Here is a 22,336-nt window from a genome sequence, read left to right as displayed (position 1 = left end):
ATCATGCCTCCCCTTCGGCGGCTTCGGTCCTGTCGCGCTGCGGGCGCTTACGTTCGACCCGCAGCGACTGGTGGGCAATCGCGACCAGCATCAGCACGACAGACCCCAGCACCACCGCGAAAACACCGATGTCGAACAGCAGCGCCGTCGCAGCGGGGACGTTGCCAATCAGCGGCACATGCACATATTGCGCATGGGTGGTCAGGAACGGATAGCCGAACAGCCACGATCCCAGCCCTGTTGCCAGTGCGATCAGCAAACCAATCGCGATCCAGCGCACCGGCAGCACGGTCAGACGTGATTCGACCCAACGGGTGTTCGTCGCGATATATTGCAGCATCAGCCCGATGGCGACCGTGACCCCGGCCGCAAAGCCGCCGCCCGGCAGGTCGTGCCCACGGAAGAACAGATAGGCCCCCAGCACCACAGCCGCCGCCAGCAGCCAGTTCATGATGATCGACACGACAAACATATAGGAATCCAGCGCCCCCTTGGTGCCGCCTTTTTGGGGCGAAGGGGTCTCGGCGCTTTCAGGGGCGGGACGGAACCGGCGCAGCAGCGCAAAGACGGTCAGCCCGACAACGCTGAGAACCGTAATCTCGCCAAAGGTATCGAAGGCACGGAAATCGACCAGAATCACGTTGACCACATTGGTCCCGCCGCCTTCGGAATAGGCGTTGCGCAGGAACCAGTCGCCCACGTTCAGCCCCGGCGGCACCATCATCACGACATAGGCCATCGCGGCGATACCCCCGCCGCTGATAATGGCGATCATCAGATCGGCACCTCGGCGCATCTTGGCGCGCGGGGCCTTGTCGCCCGCGATTTCGGCTCGGCGCTGCGGCAGCCAGCGCAGCCCCAGCAACAGCAACACGGTGGTGACGATCTCAACCAAAAGCTGCGTCACGGCCAGATCGGGGGCCGAAAGCCACACAAAGCTGACGCAAGTGACCAACCCCGCCCCGCCCATCATGACCAGCGCGACAAAGCGGTGATATTTCGCCAGCACCGCCGCACCGATGGCACAGGTCGCGCCCACGGCCCACAGCAGGGCGAACAACAGTTCCTGCAAGCCGAAATCGGGCGATCCGGCCCACCAGATCGTGCCCGGCAGCACCAGCAACCCCGACCAGACAGCCGCCATCACCAGCGCGCGCAACTGCGGTTGCAACCGCGTGGTTCCGGCGATGTGGATGATCCCACGCGCCAGATCACCCGACAGCGCGCCCTGCACCTTGTCGAACATGGCCTTGGCGTTCAGACGGCGGATCAGCGGCGGCCCCTCGGGTCCGGTGTCGATGCTTTTGCGGTTCAGCAGATAGATGGCCATGCCCAGGACGATGGCGATCATGCTCATCATCAGGGGGGTGTTGAAACCGTGCCAGAGCTTGACGCTGAAATAATCCGGCATCTGTCCGCCCAGAATCGCGATCGAGGCATTGCGCAACGGTTCGCCCAGCACCGTCATCGGCATGATCCCGACCGCAAGGCACAACACCGCCAGCACCTCGACCGGGCGGCGCATCAGGGCGGGCGGCTCGTGCGGTTTGGGGATCGGCAAATCGCGCGAGGGCGGCCCAAAGAACACCTTCAGCACAAAGCGCAGCGAATAGGCGACGCTGAACGCCCCGGCAATCGTCGCCAGATAAGGCAGCGCGTTGTCCAGCGGGCTGCCGTTGTTCCAGGCCGCAGCCACGTCAAAGAACATTTCCTTGGACAGAAACCCGTTCAGCAATGGCACCCCTGCCATCGCGGCCGAGGCAATGATCGCCAGCACCGTCGTCACCGGCAACCATTTACGCAAGCCCGACAGGCGGCGCATGTCACGGGTGCCGGTTTCATGGTCGATGATGCCCGCCACCATGAACAGGCTGGCCTTGAACACCGCATGATTCACGATGTGGAAGATCGCGGCAATGATCGCCAGCGGGCTGCCGATGCCGACCAGCGTGGTTATCAGGCCAAGGTGGCTGATGGTGGAATAGGCCAGCAACCCTTTCAGATCATGACGGAACAGCGCCACCACCGATCCGACCAGCAGCGTCGTGATGCCGACGCCGACGACCAGCGCGAACCACTGATCCGTGCCGCCCAGAACCGGAAAGAACCGCACCAGCAGATACACACCCGCCTTGACCATCGTGGCCGAGTGCAGATAGGCGCTGACCGGCGTCGGCGCGGCCATGGCGCTTGGCAACCAGAAATGGAACGGGAACTGCGCCGATTTGGTGAATGCCCCCAGCAGCACCAGCACCAGCGCAGGCACATACAGCGGATGCGCCCGGATACGGTCGGCGGCGGCAAACACCGTTTCAAAATCGAACCCGCCCGCGATATGGCCAAGGATCAGCACCCCGCCCAACAGGCACAGCCCACCTGTCGCCGTCACGATCAGCGCGGTGCGGGCACCATCGCGCGCCTCGGGCTTTTGGTTCCAATAGGAAATCAGCAGAAACGAGGTAAAGCTGGTCAGTTCCCAGAACACCACCAGCATAATCATGTTGCCCGACAGCAGAACCCCCGCCATCGAGCCGGTGAACGCCATCATCGCACCGTAAAAACGCGGCACCGGATCGTCGGGTGACATGTAATAGCGGGCATACAGCACTACCAGAAAGCCGATCCCCGACACCAGCACCATGAACAGCCAGGAAAACCCGTCCAGCACAAAGCGCAGGTTCAGCGATACGGCATCAACCCAGAACACCGTGATCTGAATGCTGCCGCCATCCTGCACAAAGGGGCGCAGCGAAACCAGGATGCCCAACATGGTCAGCATGGTAAGCCCGCCCATCCACGCCTCGGCGTTGCGGGCGTTGATGGACAGGGTCATCGCCGCAATCGCGGCAAGGAACGGCAGCACGACCAGAATGATCAGCAGGTTTTCTTCGATCATGCGCGGCGCGGTCCCCGTCGTTTCTGGTCGGGGCCAATGTCTGCCCCCCTGTCATTCTGCAAGCGCGTCAGCCTGACGCAGCCCCATAGGTCAGGGTTTCTGCTTCCCGACACGGGCCGGGATCATCAGATGCGCGCAAAGCAGGTTTGCCGTGGTGTAACTGTCAGCTTTTCTGTCGTCCAGTGTGCAAAGGCGGACAATCACACAAAAATATCCGTGAGGTGAATATATTATTACCATCCCGGTGCAGCGTCACCCTGGGTGGCAGGATCATATCAGGCGCTGCTGGCAAAGCCGCCCCAGCAATCAAGATCGGCGCAAACGAAAAACGCCGCGCTGCCCGGTTCCTTTGTGAACAACGACCTTAACCGTCCACAAAGATCAGCGCCGGTGTTTCCAACAGTTCCTTCAGCCGCGCCACGAAAACCGCGCCGTCCCAGCCGTCGATAACGCGGTGGTCAAAGCTGCACGACAGGTTCATGACCTTGCGCGGCACAAAGCCCTGACCATCCCACAAGGGCCGTGTCGCGATACGGTTCACGCCGACGATGGCAACCTCGGGCCGGTTGATGATCGGCGTCGTGCTAATCGCCCCCAGCGACCCAAGAGAACTGATGGTGATCGTTGATCCTGTCATTTCGTCGCGGCGGATGGTGCCGTCGCGTGCGGCACTGGCCAGACGCAGCAGTTCGGCGGCAAGCACATGCAAGGGTTGTGCCCCGGCATCACGGATCACCGGCACCATCGGCCCATGCGGAGTCTGCGTGGCAATGCCCACATGCAGCGCGGCCACCCGACGCAGCACCCCGGCAGCATCGTCGTGATGTGCGTTCAGATCCGGCTGTTCGCGCAGCGCACGCGCCATCGCCCGGATCACGAAGGGCAGCAGTGTCAGATGCACGTCATTGCCTTCCGCATTCAGCTTGGCGCGCAATTCCTCAAGCGCGGTGACATCAACCTCTTCGACAATGGTGAAATGGGGAACGTGGCGTTTGGTTTCCTGCATTCGTTCCGCGATCTGGCGGCGCAAACCGATCACCGGAATATCCTCGGTGACGCCCAGCAGATCGACCACCGGGTCCGATGTCGACGCATCTTTGGCCTTGGCCTGTGTCGGGGCGGACGCAGATTCAGCAGGCACACCGGCGCGGGGCGGTGGCGGCACCTCGGGTTCGTGAATCTGGATATTGCCCGTGCCTTCGACCGTCAGGCGGATCAGATCGCTGCCAACGCGCATCATATCGCCGGGCGCGCCGCCCAGCCACAGCACCCGCCCCGATACCGGCGCGGGAATTTCAATGGTCACCTTGTCGGTCATCAGGGCGCAAACGGGTTCATCCGCCGTCACCTTGTCGCCCACCTCGACCAGCCATTCCGCGATCTCGGCCTCGGTTATGCCATCGCCGATGTCTGGCAAACGGATCACATGTTCGCCCATGCCACTGACCCTTTTAAGAAAAACAGATCTGTCAGGCGAAGGTGCCAGAAATGTGCGCCCGAGACCAGAGAGATCAGAACGGCACGTCATCCGCCCTGACCGCTGGTTGCACATAGCCCGCCTTGACGTTCTTGAACCCGGCGGCGAACTGCACCGTCAGCGTATCCTCGGCGATGCCCATGATCGTGCCGTCACCGAATTTCGTATGGGTCACGCGATCACCAACAGAAAACGCCACTGCCGCCGCGTCGATCACCACCGCTGCCGCCGGTCGCGGACGCTCTGCCGCCCGCGCCTGCATCCGCTTCCATCCCGGCGAGTTATACACATCGGCATGAGCCGCACGGTTGTGCATGTCGGTCCCGGCATTGGCCCCGGCAAAGGCCATCGCCGCGCCATAGCCACCTCCATAAAGGCCGGGCGGCGTCAGCACCTCGACATGATCGACTGGCAGTTCGTCGATAAAGCGCGAGGGCATGGACGACTGCCATTGCCCATACAGCCGCCGATTGCCCGCAAAGCTGATCGTCGCCAGCTCCTCGGCCCGCGTGATGCCGACATAGGCCAGACGGCGCTCTTCCTCCAGCCCTTTCAGGCCGGTTTCGTCCATTGCGCGCTGGCTGGGGAACAACCCGTCCTCCCACCCCGGCAAAAACACGATGGGGAATTCAAGGCCCTTGGCGGCGTGCAGGGTCATGATACTGACCTGATCGGCAGCCTCATCCGTGTCGCGGTCCATGACCAGCGCAATATGTTCCAAGAAGCCCTGAAGGTTGTCGAAATCCTCCAGTGCTTTGACCAGTTCTTTCAGGTTGTCCAGCCGCCCCGGCGCATCCGGGGCCTTGTCCGCCTGCCACATCGCGGTATAGCCGGATTCGTCCAGCAGCCGTTCGGCCAGTTCGATATGACTGGCACCGGGGTCCAGCGCATCGACATGGGCACGACCCATCAGCGCGACGAAATCCCGCAGGTTCGCTGCCCCCTTGCCGGAAAGCTGGCCTTCCTCGACCGCCAGATGCGCGCCTTGCAGCAAGGGCACGCCATGGCGACGGGCAACGCTTTGAATGGCCTGCATCGCCTTGTCGCCCAGCCCGCGCTTGGGCGTGTTGACGATGCGTTCAAAGGCCAGATCGTCGGCGGGGGACACGGCCAGCCGGAAATAGGCCATCGCGTCACGGATTTCCGCGCGTTCATAGAACCGAGGTCCGCCGATCACCCGATACGGCAGGCCGATGGCCATAAACCGATCTTCGAAAGCGCGCATCTGGTGGCTGGCGCGCACCAGAATAGCCATGTCATTCAGTGCCCGCTGACCCATTGCGGCACGATGGCCGCCGTGAAATGCCTCGATCTCCTCGCCAATCCAGCGGGCTTCGGCCTCGCCATCCCAGTGGCCGATCAGGCGGACCTTTTCGCCCGCCTCAACCTCGGTCCACAGCGTCTTGCCCAGCCGACCCGCGTTCGCCGCAATCAGCCCGGACGCGGCGGCCAGAATATGCGGGGTCGAGCGATAATTCTGTTCCAGCCGGATGACCCGCGCGCCGGGGAAATCCGCCTCGAACCGCAGGATATTGCCCACCTCGGCCCCGCGCCAGCCATAGATCGACTGATCGTCATCGCCGACACAGCAGATGTTGCGATGCGCCTGCGCAAGCAGCCGCAGCCACATATATTGCGCCGCGTTGGTGTCTTGATATTCATCCACAAGGATATAGCGGAACCGATCCTGCCAGGCGGCCAGCACATCGGGGTGCGCCTGAAACAGCGTCACGCAATGCATCAAGAGATCGCCGAAATCGACCGCGTTCAGCGTCAGCAACCGCGCCTGATAGGCCGCATACAGCCGCCCACCCCAGCCGTCAAAAGTGCCCTGTTCCCCGCGCGGCACCTGCGAGGGCGTCAGGCAGCGGTTTTTCCAATCGTCGATCAGGCTGGCCAACTGCCGCGCTGGCCACCGCTTTTCGTCGATGTTTTCCGCCGCAATCAACTGTTTCAGCAGGCGGATCTGATCGTCGGTATCCAGAATGGTAAAGCCGGGTTTCAAATGCAGCGTGCCATCGCCGATCAGTTCGGCATGGCGGCGCAAGATTTTCACGCAGATGCTGTGAAAGGTGCCCAGCCACGGCATCCCCTCGACCGTGCCGCCGACCAGGCGACCGATACGGTCCTTCATCTCGCGCGCGGCCTTGTTGGTAAAGGTCACGGCAAGGATTTGCCCCGGACGGGCGCGGTTCTGGGTCAGGATATGGGCAATGCGCGCGGTCAGGGCGCGGGTCTTGCCGGTCCCTGCCCCGGCCAGCATCAGCACCGGGCCTTCAGTCGTTTCAACCGCGGCGCGCTGCGCGGGGTTCAGCCCGTCCAGATAGGGCACAGGTCGTGCGGCCATCGCCTGCTGCGACAGCGGAACGGGTGGAGTGGTGGGGGCGTCAGACTGGCTCATACGCGGCACATTACCCGGCAAAGAGGGCGGTGAAAAGCCTATGTTCCACCATTGTTCTTGCCATTATTCCCGCTGTCGCACCAAGGTCACGCCCGCCCCGGCAAAGCGCCCCTCGCCTGCCGGCGCCAGCACCAGCGCAGGCCGGGGACCATGCAGCATCAACTGATCACCGCGCAATTCCCATGATTGCACCTGCATCAGCGGCCCGCCGATACACACCTGATCCACCGCCTGCCGCCCGCCGCGCTGTTGGCGTTCAGACAGGTAAACCCGGCAGGCGCTGCCGTCAGCCTCACGCGCGGACCACGCCCCAACCAGCGCCGCGACGTTTTCGGGCAAGGGCGGCGGTTCCTGATCCTGTTCCGGCCCCACGCAGGCGGCCAGCACAAGAACCAGCAGAATCACGATGCCTGTCAGACTGCGCACGATCAGGCCCGCAGCCCCGCAAACAGCGACGGATCAAGGCTGGCCTGCGCAAAGGTCGGCCCCTCGGTCAGCACACTGACCGCATCGTGCGAGTGCAGCGATTCCTGATGGCTGGCCACGACGCGGAAATCACCGATGCGCGGATCATCCAGCAATTGCAGGGCAAAAGCGCGCACGGCATCCTCGACGAAAATCGGATTCGAGGCGTTCAGTTCGGCGAATGCCTGTTCGTCCTCGCGCTTGACCATGACCTGCGTCTCGGTCGGCACCGCGCGGCGGCACATGTCGATCACATCCTCGAACCACAGCTTTTCCGGCCCCTTCATCACCGCCGAAATCCGCGCCACCGACCGCTGCGAATGCGGCGTCGCCAGCCGTCCACGCATTTCGCGGGCGTGTTCCGACAATTCCAGCGAACAGGGGCAGGTCGAGGAATAGACGTAATCCAGATGCAAAATCCGCAGCCGCTGTCCCGCCTGTTCGACCAGTTCCTGCGCGATGTCGTAATACTGCCAGCCCGACAGGCCGGATCGCAGCGAATCCACCCGCATCGGATAGGACAGGCGCATCATGATCCGCGCATCCAGCGCGTCGAGATCGGATTTGTAATCCTCCAACGCGGCCTCTAACACCTTGAGGCTGAACAGGCTTTCCGAATGGGCATAAAACGACCGCATGATCCGCGACATGTTGATGCCCTTGCGATCGGCCTCAAGACTGACGGTGCCGGTGACGCTGGTTTCCAGAGGCAGTTCGCCGCCCTCGCGGGTCTGATAGCGGATCGGCAGGCGGAAATTGCTGATGCCGACATGCTGGATGGGCGCGCGGGCGCCGACGATCAGGCTGGCCGGGCCGTTCTGCAAATCGGGCAGGCTGGCCTTATAAGTGTCATCCACGCGGAATCCGGCGTCATAGCTGCGCGCCAGCGCCGGATAGGCGGGGACAAGCGGACGGTTATCGGTCATCAGTCGATCCTTAACGCGGCGTCGCATCGCAATATGGGAAGCGTTCGGGCATTTCCAACGGTTTGGCGGCGGTTTTTGTGCCGCCGCCAGACAGTCAGCCCAAAGCGCGGGTCAGATCGGCGATCAGATCATCCGCGTGTTCAAGGCCCACCGACAGCCGGATCAGCCCCGGCGTGATGCCCAGTTCGGCCCGCGTTTCATCAGACAGGCGCTGATGGGTGGTCGTCGCCGGATGGGTCACGATGGATTTCGCATCGCCCAGATTGTTCGAGATGCTGACCAGTTCCAGCTTGTCCAGCATATTGAACGCCGCATCCTTGCCGCCCGCCAGCTCCATCGCGATCATGGTGCCGCCCGACCCCATCTGTTTCATCGCCAGATCGTGCTGTGGATGGCTGGGCAGGCCGGGATAAATCAGCCGCGACAGCGCCGTGTGGCCATCCAGCGCGTGGGCAATCGCCAGCGCCGATTCCGCCTGAGCGCGCACCCGCATATCCATCGTCGCCATGCTGGACAGCATCAGCCAGGCGTTGAACGGGCTGATCGCCCCGCCGGTGTGCTTCAGGTAAGGTTCGGCCACCTCGCGCACGAACTGCCGGGTGCCGCAGATCACACCGCCCAGCGCGCGGCCGGTGCCGTCGATATGTTTCGTCGCCGAATAAATCACCACATCGACGCCCAAATCCACCGCGCGCGAGAAAACCGGCGTGGTAAAGACGTTATCGCAAACGACCAATGCCCCGGCCTCATGCGCCAGACGGCAGACCCCGGCAATGTCGATCACCTCAAGCGTGGGGTTCGACATGGATTCAAAAAAGGCGACCTTGGCCCCGCCCTTCAGCGCATCGGCCCATTGGTCCAGATCGGTGCCATCGACCAACGCGATTTCGACGCCGAATTTCGCCAGAATATCCAGCACATAGAGGCACGACCCGAACAGCGCCCGCGCCGCCACCACCTTGTCGCCGGGCTTGACCATCGCCATCATCGCGCCATTCACTGCCGCCATGCCGGATGCGGTGGCAAAGGCATCCTCGGTCCCTTCGATCTGGGCGATGCGGTCCTCGAACATGCGGCTGGTGGGGTTGCCGTAGCGGGCATAGATGAACTCGTCCGGGCCGACATGCTGGAACCGCGCCTCGGCTTGCGCGGCGCTGTCATAGGCAAAGCCCTGCGTCATGAACAGCGCCTCGGCCATCTCGCCATACTGGCTGCGGCGAATGCCGTGATGGATTGCGCTGGTGCGCGGGTGAAGCGGCGTGTCCTGGCTCATCGGCTGTCCTTTCGGGTTGCCGCTTGCCGATAGCCGCCTGCCCCGGCGATTACAAGATCACGGCACCTCGTGCCCAAGCGCGGCCTGATACAGCGTGAACCAATCCTGCCGGTCCAGCCTGACGCGCAGCGCATCGGACAGGCGGGCGATGCGGTCGGGGTCGTTCGTCCCCATGACCGGCATGATCCGCGCCGGATGGGCCAGCAGCCACGCGACCGCGACGGCGGCCATATCCACCCCCTCGCGCGCGGCGATGTCTTGCAGGGCGCGGGTCAACGGCGGCTCGCCCGAGGCGAACAGGCTGCCCCCGCCAAGGGGCGACCATGCCATCACCGGCATCCGCGCCCGCTGCATCCACGCCAGATCGCCATTGGTCAACGGGGCGTGGGCCAGCAGGCTAATCTCGATCTGATTGGCGGCCAGCGGAGTGGCCATCCGGCTTTGCAGCAATTCCGTATCCCATGGGCGAAAGTTCGACACGCCCACCGCCCGCACCTTGCCGCTGGCCACCAGCGCATCCAGCGCCGGGCCGGTCGCATCGGCATCCATCAGCGGATCAGGGCGATGCAGCAGCAACAGATCCACCCGATCCGTCGCCAGATCTCGCAGCGACCGCTCCACCGCCGCCGTGATATAGGCGGGCGAGGTGTCGTAATGCTTGACCCGCGCATCCGCGTGACGCCCCAGAGGCGCGACAATATTGCATTTCGTCACCACCTCGACCCGATCCCGCAGACCGGGTGCGGCACGAAAGGCGGCACCCAACAGCGCCTCGCCGCCGTAATCGCTGTAAATATCGGCGTGATCCAGCGTGGTGATGCCCTGCGCCAGACAGGCCTCGACCTTGGCCTGCACATGCGCGGGTGAGGTGTCAGAGGCATCGCCGAGACGCCACAGGCCATAGATCATGCGGCTAAAGTTCAGCCCCGGTGCAATCTGAACCCGTTCCATCGGTGCCCCCTTTCTGTTCGTCAGATGCTCGCCCGAAAGGGTCGCGCGCGTCCAGCGTATTCGCCCTTGGCTCTCGTTCTGGCGCACTGTATCAACCCTGCATCAATCTACATGACCGCAGGCGTTCCGATGCCCCAGACCGCCCCCCTGCCCACCTATCTGCGCATCGCCGAAACGATCAGCCGTGACATCGCGGCAGGGCGTTTGGCCAATGGCGACCGCCTGCCGCCGGAACGAGAGATGGCTGCAACGCAGGGCATCGCCGTCGGAACGCTGCGCAAGGCATTGGCCGAACTGGAATCGCGCGGCCTGCTGGAACGGCGGCACGGATCGGGCAACTATATCCGCGCGGGCCGCCAGCCACAGGGGATTTATGCACTGTTCCGACTGGAACTGCTGACCGGAGGCGGGTTGCCCACGGCGCGGGTGCTGTCGGTGGATCGCACCGACAAGCCCGACCATCTGCCCGCCTTTGGCAGCGGCACGCGGGCGCATCGCATCCGCCGCCTGCGCCACCTGTCGGGACTGCCCGCCAGCGTGGAGGAAATCTGGCTCTGCGCCTCGTTCGCGCAGCGGATGGACCGGGCGGCGCTGTCGGAATCGCTGTATCATCACTATCGTCAGCATCTGGGCCTGAACATCACACGGGCCGAGGATCGCATCGGGCAGGAACCCCTGCCCGACTGGACGCCCGCCGCCTTTCCTCACCCGGCCGGCACGCCGATGCCACAGGTGCTGCGGCTGTCGCAGACCGCAGACGGGCGGGTGGCGGAAATTTCCCGCAACTGGTTCGATCCGGGGGTGGCGCGCTATGTCGCGCGGTTATGAGCCGGGCTGAAACCGGATCGCGACGCCGTTGATGCAGTAACGCAACCCCGTCGGCGGCGGACCATCGGGAAACACATGGCCCAGATGCGCGTCGCAATCATGACAGCGCACCTCGGTGCGGATCATGCCATGGCTGACATCGCGATGTTCATCAATTGCCCCGCCCGCGCGATAGAACGAAGGCCAGCCGCAATGGCTTTCGAATTTGGTGTCGCCGTCGAACAGCCGCGCACCGCAGCACACGCAGGTGAAATACCCCGGCCCGGACGGAAAACCGGGGTGCGAGAACGGTGCCTCGGTCCCGGCCTGACGGGTGACGCGATATTCCTCGGGCGTCAACTGTTCCCGCCACTCGGTATCGGTTTTGTTGATTTTCCGGCTCATCACATCTCCGTGGTTGAAATTTCGCAAATCTGTCACCTGATATGGGTAGCAATGCCGTGATGACAAAGGGAACAGGTCATGGCGATCATCGTCGAGGGCCGCTATCGCGCCCGGCTGGCCGAAACGGCCCAGGATCTGCGCAACGCGCAACGCCTGCGCTGGCGCTGCTTTCTGGGGCGCACGGCACCCGATGACGGCGATGGACTGGACGCCGACGCGATGGACGCCGAATGCAACCACCTGCTGATCGAGGACACCCGCACCGGCGAACTGGTGGCCTGCTGTCGTTTTCTGGCGCTGGAAAAGGGCGCAGACATCGGGCGCAGCTATTCCGCGCAATATTACGATCTGGGGCGGCTGGCGGCCTATGACACACCGATGGTGGAAATAGGGCGCTTTTGTGTCGATCCCGCACGGCGCGACCCCGATATTCTGCGACTGGCCTGGCGCGCGTTAAGCCAACAGATCGACGCGGCGCGGGCGGGGTTGCTGTTCGGTTGTTCCAGCTTTGTCGGCACCGAACCCGACCAATATGCCGACGCCTTTGCGATGCTGCGCGCCCGCCATCTGGCCCCGCGCCGCTGGCTGCCGCGTGTCAAGGCGCCGCAAGTGTTCCGCTTTGCCCGCGCGTTGCGGATGATGACGCCCGACCCGCGCCGCGCCATGGCCGCAATGCCGCCGCTGCTGCGCAGCTATCTGGCGATGGGGGGCTGGGTCAGCGATCACGCCGTGGTGGACCGGCATCTGAACACGCTGCATGTCTTTACCGGCGTAGAAATCGGCGCAATCCCACCCGCGCGGCAACGCTGGCTACGCGGAACCGCCTAAGTTGAGAACCCTTGCACTGGCGTTGGGCGGCCTGACGGGCCGCGCCGCGAAATCAGCCGTTCGCCTCAAAAGCCAAAGCTAAAGCGGCGGGTCACACCAATACGGACCGAAGGCTGGTTTTTTTCCAGCACAACCGGGCTGTCGGCAGCATCACCGATCAGGCGACCGTATTCAACCTCGCCCAGCAGGGCGGTGTTGTCGTTGATGGCATAGCGCGCCTCGATCCGGGCAGCGGCGGATTTGAAGCCCGCGCCCGGTTCATAGGCCGCCAGCCCGCTGGCCGCCGATTCATCGGCGCTGACGCCGAAATAGGTGTTCATATAAGACGAGTTCGCATAATCGACCGAAACGCCGGTCCAGATCGTCAGCCGGTCGCTGACATCGGTGCGATAGCGCGCGCCAAGGGTGCCGACCACGCCTTCGTGCCCGCCGAAACCCCGACGCAGCGAGGCATAACCCGTGACCTGCCCGATGCCATAGCTGAATCGCGCGCCCAGTTCATAGGCGCGGTCGATGTCTTCAAGCCCAATCAGATGATCGCTGTCGCCCGCATCCCGCGCACCGACCAGGCGAAATGACGGGCCCCAAAAAAAGCCCTGCTTGTTCTGGCTGCCGACATCGTTGCGCCAGATCAGCCACGGCTCAACGCTGTGAGAATCGGCGCCTTGATAATCGGGCACCACCTTGGCGCCCAAACCCAGATCCAGATCAATCGTCTGCGCCTGCGACTGCACGGTGCCAGCCAGCGACAGCAGGGCGACCAGACAGGCAGAGGCGGCAAGGCGGCACATGATACGATCTCCGACAAAATGAAAGATGCAGGTCACCTTGCGCACAGGCAGAAGGAAAAGCAAGCGCACAGACGGTGCACCGCACCATGGCGACGGCGGGCGTGGCGCAATTGCATCGCCCCGCCCCTTTGTTGCCCGCAACACGTTTATTGCAGGCGACGCCAAGTCTGCGATTTGCAGATCAGCCCGCCCGCGACGCAGCCCGACAGCTTCATCTGATTGCCGCTGACCGATGCCTTGCCATTGTAAACCTTGTTATCGGCGGGGCGCAGCACGCGGCCGCGATATTCGCCATTGCCCTGCGGGGCCATGCCGATCACGATCTGCTTGCCGATGGAATCCGTCCGCACCTCGCCCGCGCTGCTGAACGTGCGGGTGATGGTGCCGCAGAACGCCGGGCCGCAGGGCGCGATCTGCACCATGGCATAACGCCCTTCGTCGGGCTGGGTCTGCCACAGCCCCTCGATCGGGTCGGCGGCGGCAACGGTGGCGGTCAGGCTCAGCAGAACCGCAAGGGACAGGGCGCGCATCAGCATTCTCCTCCTTGGCAAAGTCCGGCGATCATCGGCGCGCAATCCAGATTCGGGCAAGTCTGACGTCAGGTCGCGGCCTTCACCTTTGCGCGCCGGCATGGCACAGGGGGGGGCGACGAACACTCAGGGGGCCACCATGATCCTTTATCCCGCCATCGACCTGAAAGACGGCAATTGCGTGCGGCTGCTGCGTGGCGACATGGAGGCGGCGACCGTCTTTGGCACCGACCCCGCCGCGCAGGCGCTGAGCTTTCAAGAGGCCGGGGCCGAATGGCTGCATCTGGTCGATCTGAACGGTGCCTTCGCCGGGCATCCGGTCAACGCGGAGGCGGTCGAATCGATCCTGACAGCCGTGGCGATTCCCGCACAGCTGGGCGGTGGCATTCGTGACATGGCCACCATCGAACAATGGCTGTCGCGCGGCATTGCCCGCGTGATTCTGGGCACTGTCGCGGTGGAAAACCCCGATCTGGTGCACGAGGCCGCCACCGCCTTTCCGGGCAAGATCGCAGTCGGCATCGACGCCCGCGGGGGCCGTGTGGCAACCCGTGGCTGGGCCGAGGAAACCAATGTGCTGGCCACTGACCTTGCCCGCCGGTTTCAGGACGCGGGCGTGGCGGCGATCATCTATACCGACATTGACCGCGACGGGGCCATGCAGGGGCCGAACATCGCCGCCACGGAAGCACTGGCCCGCGCGGTCAGCATTCCGGTGATCGCGTCAGGCGGCGTATCGACCATGGCCGATCTGACAGCACTGCGTGATACCGGGGTAATCGCCGGGGCGATTTCCGGCCGGGCGCTGTATGACGGCGCCATCAACCTGACCGAAGCCCTGCGGGCCTTGCGCTAAGGGTCAGCCCTTGGCGCAGTAATTCTGCTGGCTGGTCCAATTGGCAATGTCGGCGCGCTTGTTGGCATTGCGCAGCGGCGCCCAGTCACGCGCGACGCCACGCCACGCGCCTGAACCGCCAACCACGGCATTATCGCGCCCGACCTGCGTCGTCATGATCTTGACCGCGCAGACCATATTGTCGGCACCGTCCAGCATCCGCCCCTCGCAGCCGTAGTGCCGCCATGTCGCAGGCGAAATCTGCATCAGGCCCAGCCAGCGGCCACCGCCGCCTTTTGCACCCGGATTATAGGTGCTTTCATGCTTGGCCACAGCCGACATGAACCCGGCCCAAAAGGCGCGCCGCCCCTCGATCCCCTGATCGGCATAGCCGGGGCAATAGGTGCCCACATCACTGGGCACCCGCGACAGAACGGTGACGCCATGCTGGTCCAGCGCATCCAGCGTTGCCTGCGTCCATGCCTCGGACCCGACGCGCCCGGTCCAGCGCATCGAGACGTCAACCTTTTCCGCGACCGCCTGCGTTGCGGGTTCGCCGCGCAGGTTCATCTGCCCACCCGCGCCGCCACTGTCACAGGCAGACAAGGAGGCGACAGCAGCAAGGGCGGCAAGGCAGGACAGAAAAGGACGCATGACAGGGCCAGAGTTGTTTCGTTCAGAGAACTGCTAGCCGTGGCCCATTAAAAGACAATTACCGGATGCGTGATCGCGGGGCTATCGGCAGTTTCCCGCCGCCACAACCCCCGCCATTTCGGCAGCTTTCCGCCACAGCGGTGCCCTTGCCGCGCCGCGCCCCCTGCCCTAAAACCACCGCAACACGCACAAGAGGCCGCCATGCTTGACCATCTGTCCTACACCGCCCCCGAACCCAAAACCATCGCAGGTGCCAAAAGCGATTGGGAACTGGTCATCGGACTGGAGGTTCACGCGCAGGTCGCCTCGAACGCCAAGCTGTTTTCCGGCGCATCGACCACATTCGGGGCTGAACCCAACAGCAACGTGGCCTTCGTCGATGCCGCCATGCCGGGGATGCTGCCGGTCATCAACGAATTCTGCGTTGAACAGGCGGTGCGCACGGGGTTGGGGATCAGGGCGGCGATCAACCTGATGTCGGCCTTTGATCGCAAGAACTATTTCTACCCCGACCTGCCGCAAGGCTATCAGATCAGCCAGCTTTACCACCCCATCGTCGGCGAGGGCGAGGTGATCGTGGACATGGCCCCCGGCGTCGCCCGCCGCGTGCGGATCGAGCGTATCCATCTGGAACAGGACGCGGGCAAGTCGATCCACGACATGGACCCGAACATGTCCTTCGTCGATTTCAACCGCACCGGCGTCGCCTTGATGGAGATCGTCAGCCGCCCCGACATCCGCGGGCCAGAGGAGGCGGCGGCCTATGTATCGAAACTACGGCAGATCATGCGCTATCTTGGCACCTGCGATGGCAATATGCAGAACGGTAACCTGCGCGCCGATGTGAACGTGTCGGTCTGTAAACCCGGCGATTACGAGCGGTTTATCGAAACCGGCGATTTCAGCGTTCTGGGAACGCGCTGCGAAATCAAGAACATGAACAGCCTGCGCTTTATTCAGCAGGCAATCGAATACGAGGCCCGCCGCCAGATCGCCATCATCGAGGACGGCGGTTCCGTGGTGCAGGAAACCCGTCTTTACGACCCCGACAAGGGAGAAACGCGGTCGATGCGGTCCAAGGAAGAGGCGCATGATTACCGCTATTTCCCCTGCCCCGACCTGCTGCCGCTGGAAATCGAACAGGCATGGGTTGACGGAATTGCGGCCGATATGCCCGAACTGCCCGACGCAAAAAAGGCGCGTTTTGTGCAGGCCATGGGGCTGTCGGAATACGATGCCGGCGTGCTGACCGCCGAGGTCGAGAACGCGGATTTCTTTGAAGCTGTGGCCGCTGGCCGTGATGGCAAGCAGGCGGCGAACTGGGTGATTAACGAATTGTTCGGGCGGTTGAACAAAGAGGGGCTGACGGTTGCAACCTCGCCCGTTTCGGCGGCGCAACTGGGCGGCGTGATCGACCTGATCGCCTCGGGTCAGATTTCGGGCAAGATGGCCAAGGATCTGTTCGAGATCCTGTGGACCGAAGGCGGCGATCCGGCCGAGGTCGCGGCGGCGCGCGGCATGAAGCAAGTCACCGACATGGGCGCGATCGAAGCCGCTGTCGATCAGATCATCGCCGACAACCCGGCGCAGGTGGAAAAGGCCAAGGCGAACCCGAAACTGGCTGGCTGGTTCGTGGGGCAGGTGCTCAAGGCCACCGGCGGCAAGGCCAACCCGGCGGCAGTCAACGAACTGGTCGCCCAAAAGCTGGGGCTGTAAGGTGCCGATGCCGTTGGTTCGCGCGGGGATTGCTGCGGTCGCGGCGCTTGTGGCACTGTCAGGCTGCGGCATTGGCACACGCCACAGTGCACTCGACTGCATGGAACGCGCGATCTATTTCGAGGCCAATCGTTCCAGCCGTGAAGGCATGATCGCGGTCGGCACCGTGGTCATGAACCGTGTCGAGTCGGCGCAATATCCGCGCAGCGTCTGCGCGGTGGTCGGACAAAAGAACCAGTTCGCGTCCGGTATTCTGACCCGCAAAATGCCGCATGTCCCGCAGGTGCGGGCAGCAGCGGTTTCGGTGATGCGCGGCGAGCGTCACCCGGCCGTGCGCAACGCAATGTTTTTCCACACCTACGGCCACCGCTTTTCCTATGACAACATGCACTATGTGCTGACGGCGGGCGGCAATGCCTTTTACGAACGCCGCCCGCGCCATCTGGTGACTCAGCCGGTGCCTTTGCCACCCCGCGACAGGATGGGGTTTGGCGGCTGATCCGCATGGCCCGCCGCAACCAGCACGACACCAATTGCGAAACAGCAAGCACAGCAGGGCTTGATCGCTATGGCGGCTTGGCCATTCTTGATCTAGTCTTGGCCAAGCAGGGGCGAGGTTCGTATGAAAAACCATGAATACACTGTCATTCCTGCGCCCGAACGCGGCGAGCGCATCAAAGGGCTGAAAACCCCCGGCGAGCGTTATGCGCACACCCTCTCGGCCGAGATCAACCGTATGGCCGCCGATGGCTGGGAATATGTCCGCGCCGAAACGCTGCCCTCCGAAGAACGCAGCGGCCTGACAGGGCGGCAGACGGTTTACCTGAACCTGCTGGTGTTCCGCCGCGCACTGACGCCGCTAACAGCGGCGGAGCCTGCGCAAACGAAAACCGTGCCGCAGCCGGAATATCCCGTTGCGGCCACGGCACCGGCAGCATCAGAACCTGTTCCGGTGCTACCCGACGCGGCGGCACCGCAGCCCAGCAGCCACCCTCAGGCATCCGGCCTGACCAGTTCTCCCGGCGCCGCTGTGATCGACCGGCCTGCCACACCACCCGCGCCGCGCGAATCCGGCAAAGGCTGATCCCGCCCATTCAGATCAGGCGGCGATGCGCGCGAAATCCGGCTTGAAACGGTTGATCGCCACCCCGCCGTCATCAAAGACACAAAAGCTGCCGGGCGGGACCTCTTGCCAATCGGCTTCGTCTGCCTCTAACGGTTCAGACACAACAGCATAGCCCGACCGGCTGGCAGACCAGCGATAAAACAGCGTCGGTGCCTGATCGTCGCTGGCATAGCGCAGCGCATACAAGCGTTTCCCGTCGGAAAAGGCCGCCGTCAGCCGCACATGAGGCGCGATCCCCTTGCGTTGGGCCAGGTCTTCGAACAGAGCGGTAGCCCGCTCCATCGCGCGATGCGGTTCTTCGGCCAGCCCCTGCCCGAGCGCGACCAGAAACAACGCCTCGCTGTCGGTGGCCCCTTTGCGAAAGGCATACAAATCCTCGGGGATCAGCAGATCGGCGTGGCGGCGATACCCATCATAGCCGCCAAACTGGCCGTTGTGCATAAAGCTCCACCGACCGACGGCGAAGGGATGGCAATTGTTGCGGCTGGTTGCCGTGCCGGTCGAGGCGCGGACATGCGCCATGAACACCCCCGATTTCACCGTCGCTGTCAGGCTGCGCAGGTTCGGATCGCTCCATGCCGGCAGAATATCACGATAAAGGCCGGGTTCAGGACGCTCACCATACCATGCCAGACCAAAGCCATCCGCATTCACTGCCGTATGGCCATGCCGTGCATGGTGACTTTGATGGATCAGCGAATGCCCCGGACGGCTGACAATATCTTCCAGAAAGATCGGCTGACCGATATAGGCGGCCCAGCGACACATGCCCTTGCCTCATTTCATGTCTCTTTCGTGACGCTTAGCACGAAAAAGTTAACATTCCACTTATTCCGCAGCAGGCGGCGTTTCCTCGACAATCACAAGGTCGCGTTCGGATGCACCGATGGCATGAGCCAGCGCCGCCTGATATTCGGGGCTGTGGTAGCACGCCTCTGCCGCCTCGACACTGGGAAAACGTGCGACAACATGGCGTTCACGCTCGGCCCCCTCCAACCGGACATAACGCGTGGCGCGGGCCAGAAAAACACCGCCATGCGCAGCGATCACCGGGCCAGCCAGCTTGGCATACTGGCCATAGGAATCCGCGTTCAGAACATTGACGTGAGCAATCCACAGCGCGCTCATGCGGCACCTCCGATAAGAGTTTCAACTGCGGCGATGGCCTCATCCGCCGCCGCCAGACCGGGCGCGCCGCCCTGCGCCCGATCGGGACGCCCACCACCGCCTTTGCCACCAAGCGCCGCTGTCGCGGCTTGAACCAGATCGACCGCCGACAGCCGCGCTGTCAGATCGGCCGTTACTCCGGCGGCAACCGTCGCCTTGCCATCGGCTTCGGACAGCACCAGCACCGCGCCGGAACCAAGCTGCGCTTTCATCTCATCGACCAGTGCGCCCAATTCCTTGCCCGACACGCCTTCGACCCGGCGACCGATGAACTTGATACCGGCAATATCCTTGGCCTCGGCTCCGCCGCCACCACCCATGGCCAGTTGCCGTTTCAGTTGCGCAACCTCGTTCGCCAGGGCCTTACGCTCATCCGCCAGCGAACGCACCCGCGCGACCACATCACCGGCCTGCGCCTTAAGAATGCCGCCGATTTCAGCCAGTTGCGTGTCAGACGCGCGCAGATGATCCAGCGCCGCCTGTCCGGTCAGTGCCTCGATCCGGCGCACACCGGCAGACGAGGCACTGTCGCCCAGAATAACGCAGGCACCAATATCACCCGTGCGCATGACATGTGTGCCACCGCAGAGTTCGATGGAATAGGTATCGCCGACCTGCCCTTTGCCCGAGTCGGTGAGACTGCCCATGGACACCACGCGCACCTCATCCCCGTATTTTTCACCGAACAGCGCCTGCGCACCGATGGCCCGCGCGTCATCCGGCGTCATCAGCCGGGTTTCCACCGGACTGTTCTGGCGGATGAAATCGTTAATCTCGGATTCGACTACGGCCAATTCGTCTGCGCTAACGGCCTGATTGTGGCTGAAATCAAAGCGCAACCGATCCGGCGCATTCAGCGACCCGCGCTGCGCGACATGTGCGCCCAAAGAGCGGCGCAGCGCCTCGTGCAGCAGGTGCGTGGCCGAGTGGTTGGCACGAATGGCACTGCGGCGGGCGTGATCGACGCTCAGCGTCGCGCCCTGCCCGCGCTGAATCTGGCCCATTGTCACTTCGGCAATATGCACGAACACACCCGCAACCTTTTTGGTGTCGGTCACACGCGCCGCGCCGGTTTCGGTCTTTATCAGGCCCGCATCGCCCACCTGACCACCGCTTTCAGCATAAAACGGCGACTGGTTAACCACGATCTGAACCGTCTCACCCTCAGCCGCAGCATCCACCGACGCACCATCGCGGACCAGCGCCAGCACCTGACCCTCGGCCTCTTCGGTGTCGTAACCCAGAAATTCAGTCGTGCCGTGCTGTTCGGCCAGATCAAACCAGATCGCCGCATCCTTGGTTTCGCCCGAACCGGCCCAAGCTGCCCGCGCCTTGGCCTTTTGTTCGGCCATGGCCGTGTCGAACCCGGCGGTATCAACGCCGCGCCCTTTTTCGCGCAGCGCATCCTGCGTCAGATCCAGCGGGAACCCGTAGGTGTCATACAGCTTGAACGCCGCCGCGCCGGGCAGATCGGCCCCCTCGGGCAAGTGGGCAAGTTCGTCATCCAGCAGGCGCAGGCCGCGGTCCAGCGTCTGGCGGAACCGGCTTTCCTCGGATCGCAGCGTTTCCTCGATCAGCGCCTGCGCACGTGGCAATTCAGGGTAGGCCGCCCCCATCTGACGCACCAGCGCGGGCACCAGGCGGTGCATCACCGGATCGGTCGCCCCCAGCATATGCGCGTGCCGCATCGCCCGCCGCATGATCCGCCGCAGCACATAGCCGCGCCCTTCGTTCGAGGGCATCACGCCGTCAGCAATCAGGAACGAGGTTGAGCGCAGGTGGTCCGCGATCACCCGGTGGTGCACCTTGCCCGGCCCATCGGGATCGCTGCTGGTGGCATGGGCCGAGGCCTCGATCAGCGACCGCATCAGGTCGGTGTCATAGTTGTCGTGCTTGCCCTGCAACAACGCGCCAATCCGCTCCAACCCCATGCCGGTGTCGATCGAGGGGTTGGGCAGATCCTTGCGGCTGCCATCCTCGAATTGTTCGAACTGCATGAAAACAAGGTTCCAGATTTCGATGAACCTGTCACCATCCTCATCCGCGCTGCCGGGGGGGCCGCCCCAGATGTGATCGCCGTGATCGTAGAAAATTTCCGTGCAAGGACCGCAAGGCCCCGTTGGCCCCATCATCCAGAAGTTATCATTCGTCGGGATACGAATGATCTTTTCATCCGGCAGACCGGCCACTTTTTTCCAGATTTCCGCGGCCTCGTCGTCGGTGTGATAAACCGTGACCAGCAGCCGCTCCTTGGGGATGCCGAATTCGCGTGTCAACAGTTCCCAGGCGAACGGGATCGCATCGGATTTGAAATAATCGCCAAAGCTGAAGTTGCCCAGCATTTCAAAAAAGGTGTGATGCCGCGCGGTATAGCCGACATTGTCCAAGTCGTTATGCTTGCCGCCCGCGCGCACACATTTCTGCGCCGTGGTGGCGCGTTTATAGTCGCGCGTCTCGACCCCGGTAAACAGGTTCTTGAACTGCACCATACCCGAGTTGGCGAACATCAGCGTCGGGTCATTCCGCGGCACCAAAGGGCTGGAATCGACGACACGGTGGCCGTTTTTGTCAAAGTAACCAAGAAAGGTCGAGCGAATGTCGTTCAGGCTGGGCATGTCTGATCCTTGAGGCCGGCGGGCTTGACAGATAATCATTGTCACCGAGGCCGTAAAGCCGAAAGGATGGACATAACCGGACAAGCGGGCCACGGCACAGGCGCGTTCATCCCAGGCACGCTAGCGCTGCGGCTATTTTTCATCACCACCGGCATCCTGAACCAATGCTTCGCGGAAGGCATGGAATGGGAGGAAGGGCGCAGTCGCGGCTGATCGGCGCGCTGTTCATGGTTCTGACCGCCCGGCTCTATGAGTTGTGTTACGGCTGGATGACGGGCGCCGGGGATCGCGGATGATCTGGGGTGCCGTCGCACTATTGGTGTTTCAGGTGTCGCTTTACGCTGCGACCATCGCGGCGGGCGGGGGTGAGGGCCGCAATCGCTCCGCCGCACTTTGGGGATGCCGCCGCCCCTGTAGTGCTAGACGGCGTCTTCATTTAAGGATTCCCTTGTCATTCGAGTTCTGATTCAAGA

The 22,336-nt window shown here is 63.3% G+C and carries 20 protein-coding genes; 6 read left to right on the top strand and 14 right to left on the bottom strand.

Features of this window, described 5'->3' with window-relative positions; genetic code table 11:
* Position 1: 1 nt before the first annotated feature.
* The 7 genes from Q4G22_RS05615 to Q4G22_RS05585 all read right to left on the bottom strand — a co-directional run bounded on the left by Q4G22_RS05615 (position 2) and on the right by Q4G22_RS05585 (position 10,389).
* Positions 2-2,896 (bottom strand): monovalent cation/H+ antiporter subunit A, encoded by a 2,895-nt coding sequence (locus Q4G22_RS05615; protein ID WP_303384924.1) that lies wholly within the window; start codon positions 2,894-2,896, stop codon positions 2-4.
* Between the two features lie 364 nt (positions 2,897-3,260).
* Complete coding sequence (locus Q4G22_RS05610; RefSeq protein ID WP_303384923.1) at positions 3,261-4,334, bottom strand: dihydrolipoamide acetyltransferase family protein; 1,074 nt, start codon at positions 4,332-4,334, stop codon at positions 3,261-3,263.
* A gap of 73 nt (positions 4,335-4,407) precedes the next feature.
* Positions 4,408-6,774, bottom strand: a complete 2,367-nt coding sequence (locus Q4G22_RS05605) for an ATP-dependent helicase (RefSeq protein ID WP_303384922.1) — start codon at positions 6,772-6,774, stop codon at positions 4,408-4,410.
* Positions 6,775-6,837: 63 nt separating this feature from the next.
* Complete coding sequence (locus Q4G22_RS05600) at positions 6,838-7,200, bottom strand: AprI/Inh family metalloprotease inhibitor (RefSeq protein WP_303384921.1); 363 nt, start codon at positions 7,198-7,200, stop codon at positions 6,838-6,840.
* Between the two features lie 2 nt (positions 7,201-7,202).
* Positions 7,203-8,165, bottom strand: a complete 963-nt coding sequence (folE2, locus tag Q4G22_RS05595; protein WP_303384920.1) for a GTP cyclohydrolase FolE2 — start codon at positions 8,163-8,165, stop codon at positions 7,203-7,205.
* Positions 8,166-8,259: 94 nt separating this feature from the next.
* Complete coding sequence (gene metZ / locus Q4G22_RS05590) at positions 8,260-9,438, bottom strand: O-succinylhomoserine sulfhydrylase (protein ID WP_303384919.1); 1,179 nt, start codon at positions 9,436-9,438, stop codon at positions 8,260-8,262.
* Positions 9,439-9,495: 57 nt separating this feature from the next.
* Complete coding sequence (locus Q4G22_RS05585) at positions 9,496-10,389, bottom strand: aldo/keto reductase family oxidoreductase (protein ID WP_303384918.1); 894 nt, start codon at positions 10,387-10,389, stop codon at positions 9,496-9,498.
* A 129-nt stretch (positions 10,390-10,518) separates the two neighbouring features.
* Between Q4G22_RS05585 and Q4G22_RS05580 the strand changes: the two genes are divergently transcribed.
* On the top strand, positions 10,519-11,217 hold the full coding sequence (locus Q4G22_RS05580) for a GntR family transcriptional regulator (RefSeq protein WP_303384917.1): 699 nt from the start codon (positions 10,519-10,521) through the stop codon (positions 11,215-11,217).
* Here Q4G22_RS05580 and msrB read toward each other — a convergent pair.
* Positions 11,212-11,601: a peptide-methionine (R)-S-oxide reductase MsrB gene (gene msrB / locus Q4G22_RS05575; RefSeq protein ID WP_303384916.1), complete on the bottom strand. Its 390-nt coding sequence runs from the start codon at positions 11,599-11,601 to the stop codon at positions 11,212-11,214. The two genes, Q4G22_RS05580 and msrB, sit on opposite strands and share 6 nt — an antisense overlap.
* A gap of 78 nt (positions 11,602-11,679) precedes the next feature.
* Between msrB and Q4G22_RS05570 the strand changes: the two genes are divergently transcribed.
* Complete coding sequence (locus tag Q4G22_RS05570; protein ID WP_303384915.1) at positions 11,680-12,429, top strand: GNAT family N-acetyltransferase; 750 nt, start codon at positions 11,680-11,682, stop codon at positions 12,427-12,429.
* Between the two features lie 65 nt (positions 12,430-12,494).
* Here Q4G22_RS05570 and Q4G22_RS05565 read toward each other — a convergent pair whose 3' ends face one another.
* Both Q4G22_RS05565 and Q4G22_RS05560 read right to left on the bottom strand, forming a co-directional pair.
* Positions 12,495-13,220: a MipA/OmpV family protein gene (locus Q4G22_RS05565; RefSeq protein ID WP_303384914.1), complete on the bottom strand. Its 726-nt coding sequence runs from the start codon at positions 13,218-13,220 to the stop codon at positions 12,495-12,497.
* Between the two features lie 146 nt (positions 13,221-13,366).
* Positions 13,367-13,756, bottom strand: coding sequence for a DUF2147 domain-containing protein (locus Q4G22_RS05560; RefSeq protein WP_368661459.1), 390 nt, complete (start codon positions 13,754-13,756; stop codon positions 13,367-13,369).
* Between the two features lie 133 nt (positions 13,757-13,889).
* On the opposite strand from Q4G22_RS05560, the gene hisA reads away from it, so the two are divergent.
* A complete protein-coding gene (gene hisA / locus Q4G22_RS05555; RefSeq protein WP_303384913.1) occupies positions 13,890-14,606 on the top strand; it encodes a 1-(5-phosphoribosyl)-5-[(5-phosphoribosylamino)methylideneamino]imidazole-4-carboxamide isomerase in 717 nt (238 codons plus the stop codon).
* A 3-nt stretch (positions 14,607-14,609) separates the two neighbouring features.
* Here the strand turns inward: hisA and Q4G22_RS05550 are convergent, their stop codons facing one another.
* Positions 14,610-15,239, bottom strand: coding sequence for a transglycosylase SLT domain-containing protein (locus Q4G22_RS05550; protein ID WP_303384912.1), 630 nt, complete (start codon positions 15,237-15,239; stop codon positions 14,610-14,612).
* A 201-nt stretch (positions 15,240-15,440) separates the two neighbouring features.
* Here Q4G22_RS05550 and gatB point away from each other — a divergent pair, with 201 nt between their 5' ends.
* From gatB to Q4G22_RS05535, 3 genes are all read left to right on the top strand, one after another.
* Positions 15,441-16,955: an Asp-tRNA(Asn)/Glu-tRNA(Gln) amidotransferase subunit GatB gene (gatB, locus tag Q4G22_RS05545; protein WP_303384911.1), complete on the top strand. Its 1,515-nt coding sequence runs from the start codon at positions 15,441-15,443 to the stop codon at positions 16,953-16,955.
* A gap of 7 nt (positions 16,956-16,962) precedes the next feature.
* Entirely contained in the window at positions 16,963-17,454 is a 492-nt protein-coding gene (locus tag Q4G22_RS05540; protein ID WP_303384910.1) for a cell wall hydrolase, read from the top strand.
* Between the two features lie 123 nt (positions 17,455-17,577).
* The gene (locus Q4G22_RS05535; protein ID WP_303384909.1) at positions 17,578-18,039 is read left to right on the top strand and encodes a DUF4177 domain-containing protein; all 462 of its coding nucleotides are present in this window, start codon (positions 17,578-17,580) and stop codon (positions 18,037-18,039) included.
* Positions 18,040-18,054: 15 nt separating this feature from the next.
* Here Q4G22_RS05535 and Q4G22_RS05530 read toward each other — a convergent pair whose 3' ends face one another.
* Genes Q4G22_RS05530 through alaS form a run of 3 tightly spaced genes read right to left on the bottom strand, consistent with a single transcriptional unit; the run spans position 18,055 to position 21,863 of the window.
* Positions 18,055-18,849: a class II glutamine amidotransferase gene (locus Q4G22_RS05530; RefSeq protein ID WP_303384908.1), complete on the bottom strand. Its 795-nt coding sequence runs from the start codon at positions 18,847-18,849 to the stop codon at positions 18,055-18,057.
* A 60-nt stretch (positions 18,850-18,909) separates the two neighbouring features.
* Positions 18,910-19,209 carry a DUF1330 domain-containing protein gene (locus Q4G22_RS05525; RefSeq protein WP_303384907.1) on the bottom strand — a complete coding sequence of 100 codons (300 nt, stop codon included), beginning with the start codon at positions 19,207-19,209 and terminating at the stop codon, positions 18,910-18,912.
* On the bottom strand, positions 19,206-21,863 hold the full coding sequence (gene alaS, locus Q4G22_RS05520; protein ID WP_303384906.1) for an alanine--tRNA ligase: 2,658 nt from the start codon (positions 21,861-21,863) through the stop codon (positions 19,206-19,208). Before alaS ends, Q4G22_RS05525 begins: the two co-directional genes overlap by 4 nt.
* Between the last annotated feature and the right edge of the window lie 473 nt (positions 21,864-22,336).

Source organism: Paracoccus sp. (in: a-proteobacteria) (assembly GCF_030538655.1).
In the GTDB taxonomy this organism is placed as follows: Bacteria; Pseudomonadota; Alphaproteobacteria; order Rhodobacterales; family Rhodobacteraceae; genus Paracoccus.
The sequence above is the reverse complement of the archived record's forward strand: the minus strand, read 5'-3'. Positions and strand labels throughout refer to the sequence as shown.